The 8,254-nt window shown below is 61.3% G+C and carries 8 protein-coding genes; all 8 read right to left on the bottom strand.

All coding sequences use genetic code 11. From position 1 onward, the window contains the following. On the bottom strand, positions 1 to 321 hold a 321-nt coding region (locus tag ACOQFT_RS02885; RefSeq protein WP_421596061.1), incomplete at its 3' end, for a formate--tetrahydrofolate ligase. 165 nt (positions 322 to 486) lie between these two features. Beyond that, on the bottom strand, positions 487 to 1,062 hold the full coding sequence (locus tag ACOQFT_RS02880; protein ID WP_421596556.1) for an MOSC domain-containing protein: 576 nt from the start codon (positions 1,060 to 1,062) through the stop codon (positions 487 to 489). 100 nt (positions 1,063 to 1,162) lie between these two features. Next, positions 1,163 to 3,079 carry an ATP-dependent zinc metalloprotease FtsH gene (ftsH, locus tag ACOQFT_RS02875; RefSeq protein ID WP_421596555.1) on the bottom strand — a complete coding sequence of 639 codons (1,917 nt, stop codon included), beginning with the start codon at positions 3,077 to 3,079 and terminating at the stop codon, positions 1,163 to 1,165. A gap of 76 nt (positions 3,080 to 3,155) precedes the next feature. Next, the gene (gene tilS, locus ACOQFT_RS02870) at positions 3,156 to 4,409 is read right to left on the bottom strand and encodes a tRNA lysidine(34) synthetase TilS (protein ID WP_421596554.1); all 1,254 of its coding nucleotides are present in this window, start codon (positions 4,407 to 4,409) and stop codon (positions 3,156 to 3,158) included. Next, positions 4,406 to 5,230, bottom strand: a complete 825-nt coding sequence (gene ybgF, locus ACOQFT_RS02865) for a tol-pal system protein YbgF (protein ID WP_421596553.1) — start codon at positions 5,228 to 5,230, stop codon at positions 4,406 to 4,408. Before ybgF ends, tilS begins: the two co-directional genes overlap by 4 nt. Before the next feature lie 4 nt (positions 5,231 to 5,234). Beyond that, positions 5,235 to 5,744 carry a peptidoglycan-associated lipoprotein Pal gene (gene pal, locus ACOQFT_RS02860; protein WP_421596552.1) on the bottom strand — a complete coding sequence of 170 codons (510 nt, stop codon included), beginning with the start codon at positions 5,742 to 5,744 and terminating at the stop codon, positions 5,235 to 5,237. Positions 5,745 to 5,832: 88 nt separating this feature from the next. Continuing rightward, the gene (gene tolB / locus ACOQFT_RS02855; protein ID WP_421596551.1) at positions 5,833 to 7,152 is read right to left on the bottom strand and encodes a Tol-Pal system beta propeller repeat protein TolB; all 1,320 of its coding nucleotides are present in this window, start codon (positions 7,150 to 7,152) and stop codon (positions 5,833 to 5,835) included. After that, positions 7,149 to 8,246: an energy transducer TonB gene (locus ACOQFT_RS02850; protein ID WP_421596550.1), complete on the bottom strand. Its 1,098-nt coding sequence runs from the start codon at positions 8,244 to 8,246 to the stop codon at positions 7,149 to 7,151. Before ACOQFT_RS02850 ends, tolB begins: the two co-directional genes overlap by 4 nt. Between the last annotated feature and the right edge of the window lie 8 nt (positions 8,247 to 8,254).

Here is an 8,254-nt window from a genome sequence, read left to right as displayed (position 1 = left end):
CTTCATGCCGAAGTTCGGGCCAAGCGAGGCTTCGCGGATACAGATCATCGCATTCTTGCCGATGCGGTTCAGGCCATCGCCCAGACCCACGGTGGTGGTGGTCTTACCTTCGCCCGCCGGGGTCGGGTTGATCGCGGTGACAAGGATCAGCTTGCCGTCTTCACGGTCCTGAACCGAGTTGATGAAGTCCTGGCTGACCTTCGCCTTGTCGTGGCCATAGGGCAGCAGATCGGCGGAATCGATGCCGATCTTAGCGCCGATTTCCTGAATCGGCTTCTTGTTCGCCTCGCGGGCGATTTCGATGTCGGATTTGTAACTCATTGGGCAGGGTCCCTGATTGAATGCCGTGCAAAACCGGCGCAGAGCGTCGGCGCTGCGCAACCCATACCGTCGTGTACCAAACAGATGGCTGTGGATTCCGACATAATTATGCCGCGAAACGGCGTTGCGTCATTTCAGCGGTTTCAGATCGGAAACGAGCGCCCGTTATGGCGCCCACGTCCTTTGGTCCGGCACAAACAGGGTCATCCGGTCGCCCAGCTTCAATTCACCCGGCCTTTCAACCCAGGCGGTGACCCCGCGCCGCCCCTTTGCAGCCGGTTTGAAAGCTGCCCCGTGTCCGGGCAGATCCGCCTCGATCTCACGGCCGGGGATCACGCAGGGACGGTTTTCCATATCAACCGTGATGGTGACACCACCCGCAACCTGTAGCCGCGAAGAGGGTGGGATGTGGGTAAAATCCGGAATACCGCGCAACACGATGCTGGCGCCCAGAAAGGACGGGTCCAGCTGGTCCAGCGCCATCTCCTGTGCGGTCGCCTCAATCTCTTCGGTAGACAGTACCGACAATTGCCGGACATTGCGGATTTCCGTGCCCTGCGGGTAGAGATTTCTCATCCGAACGCATGAGGCCCGGTTCTCGCCTTCATGCCGTGCACCGCGATCCCCGGCAAAGCCAAGGTCCAGCGCATTAACCGCATGGGCGCGGATCGAACCGCCCGCGGGAACATGGCCCAGCCAGACGACCTCGCCCTTGAATTCGGTCTCACGCATCACCGGCATGTTCGCCCCTCACTTTCGCGTTTTGTCGCCTCGCACTAGAAAGCAGCCGATCCGGATTGGAAAGAAAAAAGACCCGGGACAATGCCCGGGTCTGATGTCGTTATGCCGAAGGTTCAGGCTCCATCCCGCCATCGGGCGGAGACTTCTTGACCTTGGTCTTCGGAATCGCGGTCACGCTGGGCGCGCTTCCTTCATCCGGCTTGTCGCCTTCGTCGTCACCTTCACCAGGCGATTCACCGTTCATGACGCGCTTGATCTCGTCCCCGGTCAGGGTCTCGTATTCCAGCAGACCTTGCGCCAGACGTTCCCATTCCTCGTTCTTTTCGGTCAGAATTTCGTGGGCGCGTTCGTATCCCTGCTGGATCAGGCGCTTCACCTCTTCTTCGATCAGCTCTTTGGTATGAGCCGAGACTGAGAAGCCGGCAGTGTTGCCCTGATAGCCTTCGTGGGCTTCGGCGTAGTCGATATTGCCGACCTTGTCCGACATGCCCCAGCGCATCACCATGGCGCGCGCCAACTGGCTGGCCTGCATGATATCCCCGGCCGGACCGTTCGAGACATGGTCCTCACCGTACTTGATCACCTCGGCGGCTTTACCGGCCATGGTCATGGCCAGCTTCTGTTCGCACTCATCACGGTGATAATTCAGGCGGTCCATTTCCGGCAGCGACACAACCATACCCAGCGCACCGCCGCGGGGAATGATCGTCGCCTTGTAAACCGGATCGCACAGCGGCAGTTCCAGACCAACCACGGCGTGACCGGCCTCGTGATAGGCGGTCTTTTCCTTCTGATCCTGCGTCAGCACCATGCTGCGGCGCTCGGCCCCCATCATCACCTTGTCCTTGGCGTTCTCAAAATCTTCCATGGTGACAAAGCGACGGCCCACACGGGCAGCCATCAGAGCGGCCTCGTTCACGAGGTTGGCCAGATCAGCGCCCGAGAAGCCGGGCGTACCACGCGCAATGATGCGCAGATCGACATCGGGACCCAGAGGTGTCTTGCGCGCGTGAACGCCCAGAATCTTTTCACGGCCCTTGATGTCGGGGTTGCCGACGGTGACCTGACGGTCAAACCGGCCCGGACGCAGCAGCGCGGGGTCCAGAACGTCTTTCCGGTTGGTTGCGGCCAGAATGATCACACCTTCGTTGGCCTCAAACCCGTCCATCTCGACCAGCAACTGGTTGAGGGTCTGTTCGCGCTCGTCGTTACCACCGCCGTAACCGGCGCCACGGTGGCGACCCACGGCGTCGATTTCGTCGATGAACACAATGCAGGGCGCGTTTTTCTTGGCCTGTTCGAACATATCGCGCACACGGGATGCACCGACACCGACGAACATCTCAACGAAGTCAGACCCCGAAATGGTGAAGAACGGCACACCCGCCTCACCCGCAATCGCACGAGCCAGCAGCGTCTTACCGGTACCCGGAGGCCCCACCAGCAGCGCGCCTTTCGGGATTTTGCCGCCGAGACGCGAGAATTTCTGCGGGTTGCGCAGAAATTCCACGATCTCTTCCAGTTCTTCCTTGGCCTCATCAATGCCTGCAACGTCGTCAAAGGTCACGCGGCCATGCTTTTCAGTCAGCATCTTGGCCTTGGATTTGCCAAAGCCCATGGCGCCGCCTTTGCCGCCACCCTGCATCCGGTTCATGAAGTAAATCCACACACCGATCAGCAGCAGGAAGGGCAGCAGTGTGATCAGGAAGGACTGAAAGCCGGACTGCTGCTGTTTCACCGCCTGAACCGGGATTTCTTCCTTGATCAGCAGCTGGGTGACCTCGGCATCGCCGGGCTTGATGGTGACATAGGTCGCACCGCTTTGGGTGGTATAGCGAATCTGCTCACCATCCAGCGTCACATTCTTGACTTCGCCGCCTTCAACCGCGGTGACGAAATCGGAATAGGTTTTTTCATTGCTCTGAAGTGTTCCGCCCTGACCACTGAAGAAGTTGAACAGTGCAAGGATCAGCAGAAACAGAACGACCCAGAAGGCGATGTTACGAGCGTTGCCCAAGGAAAATCTCCCAAAAGATTTCGGCAGATGGGGACCTGCCGGGTTGCTCTATAAAATAGAGATGATTCAAGCAGGTTCAATGCGATAAAAGCGAAGAGTAAAACTCGGGTCTATAAGCAGCGAATTCAGCGGTCCAACCATTTGTGAAATCGGCCAGAGGTGCCGCCAGCAGGTTTTCCCCGCTCCAGACCGCGGGCGAAGACAAGAGCGTCTGGCGCGGTTTACCCAAGGCGCGCCACTCGGGCACCTGCGGCAAACCGGCCTCTCCCAACACGCGGACCTCGGCGCCTGCGGTCAGCGGCCCGGACAAAACCCAGCGGTTGTCCCAGACCTCTTGCGGGGCGGCGGTTGCCGTCGAAACCGCGTTTAGCTCCCTGCAAAACCACGCTTTATCCTGATGTGAGATCAGCAGGCAGCCCGCGAGGGTCAGTGTCTGCCCTTCTCCAACGGCAGCCATGGCCTGCTCAACGGCCGCCGCGCGCGGCGGATAGCCCTGCCCCGCAATCCAGGCGATGATGCCGACGATCAGTCGTCTTTGAATTTCCGTTGGAAGCAGCCTGAACCCGTTACGGTCGATACAGACATCCCCGCGGTCCACTTTCGCGAACTTCCGCGCGGATTCCTGCGTATAGAGCGCCAGCGCCTCACGCGCTTGTGCAAGATTTTCAGCGACCCGCGCCAAAGATTGTGCCGAAATTCCAAGCGCCCCTAACGCCGTCAGCGCCTCGCGCGCCTTGATCCGATCAAATTTCTGATCGTGATTCGAGGGGTCTTCGATCCACCCCTCACCAAGCCCCAATAAATAGTCCCGCAAGCTTTGCCGCGTGATCCCCAGCATCGGGCGCAGCAACGTCACACCGCAGTGATCCCGCGCATAAGGCATACCCGAAAGGCCACTGACTCCAGACGCCCGACCCAGCCGCATCAGCACCGTTTCGGCCTGATCATCCGCGGTATGGCCCAGAGCAATCGCCGGGATGTCGTTGCGTTGCGCCCAGTCGGTCAACAACCGGTATCGCGCTTGCCGGGCCTGATCCTGCAAGTTTCCCGCACCATCCCAGCCCTGCCAAAGCAGCGTTTCGTGAGGTATGCCCAACCTCGCGGCCAGTTCGGCCACTTGATCGGCCTCGGCAGCCGCTTCGGGGCGCAGGTCGTGATTCACCGTCGCGGCAAACAGCCGGATTGGTTCGTTGTGTGCAATTTCGTGCAGCAGGAGCAGCAAAGCCACCGAATCTCCACCGCCTGAGACGGCAACACCCAAACGCGGCGGCAACCGGTCAGGCAGCCGCGCGCGGAGTTCGGGCAAAAGCGTATCGGCCTGCTTGGTCAAGAACAGCCCAGCGACGCCATTTCCTGTGTGGCGGCGGATGCGGTGGCCGAGGCCGGAAAGCGCACGCCAACCTCGGACAGGGTGATGCAGGCCTGATCGGTCTGGCCCAGACGCCCAAGTGCGGCCCCCAGTTCGAACAGGGCTTCGGGCGCGAAGGCGCCTTCGGAATCACCAGTAAAGCTGGCCAGGAACGCCCGAGCGGCCTCACGCGTGTCACCCAGACCCTCCAGCGCCTGCCCGCGTTTCAAATTGGCTTCGGGCGCAAGGGGGCTGCCGGGGTACGAGGTTTCGAACTGTGCGAACTGATCGGCTGCGGCCTGAAAATTGCCCTCGGCCAAGGCCTGCGCGGCGGCATCGAAATCCGCCTGTTCGCCTACCGCCAACTCTCCTTGTTCGATTGCGGGAGGGGCCGTTGGCGTTGCAGGTGCTGCTGCGGTGATCTGCGTATCTCCGCCAAGGGTCGAGGTTTCACCCAATGTGCTCAGATCGCCACCTTCAAGTTCGACCAGACGGAATTCCAGATCACCGATCCGATTGGTGCCATCGGTCACGATGTTCTGCACCCGCTGGTTCAACTGTTCGGTCTGGCGTGTCAGGCGCTGCAGTTCGGCCTCGATGGCATCCACCCGCTCCAGAACGGAACTGCCGGACAGGTTCGGGGCCGGAGAGCCAGTGGTCGAAAACTCACGCTTCAGGCGCTGAACTTCCACATGCAGCACCGTCAGCTCCTGCCGAATATCCGCCAGAGTCTGCTGATCCTGTGCTTGTGCCATGCCAGCGGTCGCGACAACCGCGGCCAGAACCCATCCTGCAACTTTCATCATCTTATCCCAAGGTTGAACCGGTCAGCACCGTCACCGCGCGGCGGTTCTTGGAATAGCAATCCTCGGTGCTGCAAATCTCGATCGGGCGTTCCTTGCCATAGCTGACGGTGGTCAGACGGTTGCCCGCAACCCCCCGCGAAATCAGAAACTCACGCGCCGCATTGGCCCGGCGTGCGCCCAGAGCGAGGTTGTATTCGCGCGTGCCCTGCTCATCCGCATGGCCTTCGATGGTGGCCACATAGTCCGGGTTCGCCATCAGCCAATCGGCCTGCCCCTGCAGAATCTGCTGCGCCTGCGGTGTCAGAGTCGACTGATCCACCGAGAACAATACCCGGTCGCCGATGGTTTGCTGGAAATAGGCTGGCGAGCGGGGATCGCTGGGCGAACCCGGTGCAATCGCGCCATTCGCGCCGCTGCCGAACCCGCCACCCAATGCGGACGGATCATTGTTGGTACAAGCGGCCATCACGCTCAGCGTGCCTAAGGCCAGAATTTTGCCCAATACGTTCATTTCAAGTGCCTCGTTGTTTTATCGGTTTATTGCCGTCTCTGTAACACAGTGCAGGTTTTTTGTGAACTTTTCCAAGCCCCTGCCCCGATCAATTCTGCAATGGCCCCCATGACGGGTCACTGCCGCCATCCGGGGTGCGCACCGGGCGCAGGTTCCGCCCCGAGATATCCACCGAATACAAGCTCGCTCGGCCGCTGGCCCCCTGCGTTTCGCGGGTGAACATGATGACCCGGCCATTGGGCGACCATGTGGGCCCTTCGTCAAGGAAAGACGAGGTCAGCAGACGCTCTTCACTGCCATCGGTGCGCATGACGCCGATATGAAACCGGCCCTTGTTCTGCTTGGTGAAGGCGATCAGATCCCCGCGCGGCGACCAGACGGGCGTGCCGTATCGGCCTTGCCCGAAGCTGATCCGGGTCGCCTCGCCACCATTTGCGGGCATGATATATAGCTGCGGCGTACCGGACCGGTCGCTTTCGAACACAATCTGGGAGCCGTCCGGCGAATAGCTGGGGGCGGTCTCAATCGCCGGCGTGTTGGTCAGGCGCACGCTTTGGCCCGAAGCGATATCCATCTTCCATAAATCGGTGTTGCCGCCCTGGATCAGCGAATACACGATCGAGCGCCCGTCCGGCGAGAAGCGTGGCGAAAAGCTCATCGTGCCATCCTGCGTTTTCAACTCGGTCCGGCGGACGCGGTCCACGTCCAGAACGTAGATACGCGGCTGGCCGCTTTCATAGCTGGTATAAAGCAACCGGTCGCCCGTGGGCGAAAAGCGCGGGGCCAGAACGATGGCGGCGCTGTCGGTCAGGTACTGCACATTCGCGCCGTCATAATCCATGATCGCCAGCCGTTTCAGGCGCTGATCCTTGGGGCCACTCTCGGAAACAAACGCCACGCGGCTGTCGAAATAGCCGCCCTCGCCGGTGATCCGGCTATAGACCTGATCGGCCACTTTATGCGCCATGCGTCGCCAGCCATCGGTGGTACCTGCAAATTGCAGACCGTTGCCCAGCTCCTGACCCGAGAACACATCCCACACCCGGAACCGCACCGTCAGGCGGTTGCCCGAAACGTTTACGGCACCGGTCACCAGCGCCTCGGCATTGATGGCTTTCCAGTCGGCGTACTGAACCGGGGCCTCGAAACTGCTGACCCGGCTGATGAAAGCCTCGGGTGCGATTTCGCGGAACAGCCCGGTGCCGGTCAGATCGGCGGCAACAACCCGAGAGATGTCATTGGCGTATTGCGTCGCCGCAGGACCGTCGGGCACGAAATTCGGCACGGCAAAGGGCAAGGGTTCGATGATCCCCTGATCCAGTTCCAGACGCAGCGGTCCGTTCTGGGCGTGTACCGGTGCCGCCAAAATCGTCAGGCCAAGCAACAGGCTGGTCAGAAATCTCATCATTTGATCCGCATCCTCTCGGGATTGAATGTAATCTCAATATCCCGCCATTGGTCGTATTTGTCAGCAGGCAGGGTGTATCCTTTGGCGCCACAGCGCAAAATTGCTCGTCTGGCGGCTTCATAGGCTTGTTTCGCCGCTCCGGCGGACCCGCCAGAGCTGTCGATCATGCGCAGGCTACCGCCAACGATCTTGCCGTCCTGCGTCAATGAAAACCCAACAACCACAACAGTTTGCAGAGCATCCGTGGACAAGGACCCCACGTTCCAACACTTCGACACGGCCAGGCGCATGGCATCTTTTTCTCCGCTGGTCAGCGGCGGACCCGAAGGCTCGCTACCCTGTCCCAATGCCTCGGCCAGGGCATCGTCGATTGCAGTGTCGCTCTGCGCAGGCTCGGGCGGCGTCGGATCCTGTTCTTCGGCCACTTCGGGCTGTGCCGGAGGTGCAGGCCGTTCGGGCCGCACCCGCGGCCGCGGAGAGGTGCGCGGGGCGTTGTCCTTGGTCTCTTCGGCCTCGGTCACGATCTCATCGGTCGCCTCTTCCGGGGCGGTCTGATCCTGCTGTTCCTCTTGGGTTTCGGCGCCTTCGTCCAGCGACACAGCGGGGGTCTCCACCTCATCCGGCTGCGCCTCGGGCGGTGGCGGGGCAATGGGTTCCGGTGCCACCTTGTCGGCAGGGCGCGGCTGTGCCTCGGGGCCCGGAGGCACCGGCAGCACTTCGGTCACGGGCTCGGGCTGTTCCAGCGTCGGGGGTTCCTCGACCACTTCGGGTTCGGGCGGTTCCTCGACCGGGTCGGGCACCAGGTCGGGCTCCGGTTCCGGGGGTGCCACGACCTCGGGCGGGGTCAGTTCTTCCTCCACCGGCGCGGGTGGCGTCACCTCTTCTTCGGGGGCTTCGGGTTCCTGCAAGGCGGTGGGCGTCGGCACCTCGGGGGCGTCGCGCTGCGCGGTCATCGCTGCGAATTGTTCACCCGTAACCACCGACACCTCCTGCACCGGAATCGGCAGGGGTTCGGACCGGAATGTTCCGCCGAAAAAAGCCCATCCAATCAAAACGACGTGGGCAATTGCCGAGATCTTGGTGCCGGTATCCACCGTGCGGC

Source organism: Ruegeria sp. MALMAid1280 (genome assembly GCF_049195285.1).
In the GTDB taxonomy this organism is placed as follows: domain Bacteria; phylum Pseudomonadota; class Alphaproteobacteria; order Rhodobacterales; family Rhodobacteraceae; genus Ruegeria.
The sequence above is the reverse complement of the archived record's forward strand: the minus strand, read 5'-3'. Positions and strand labels throughout refer to the sequence as shown.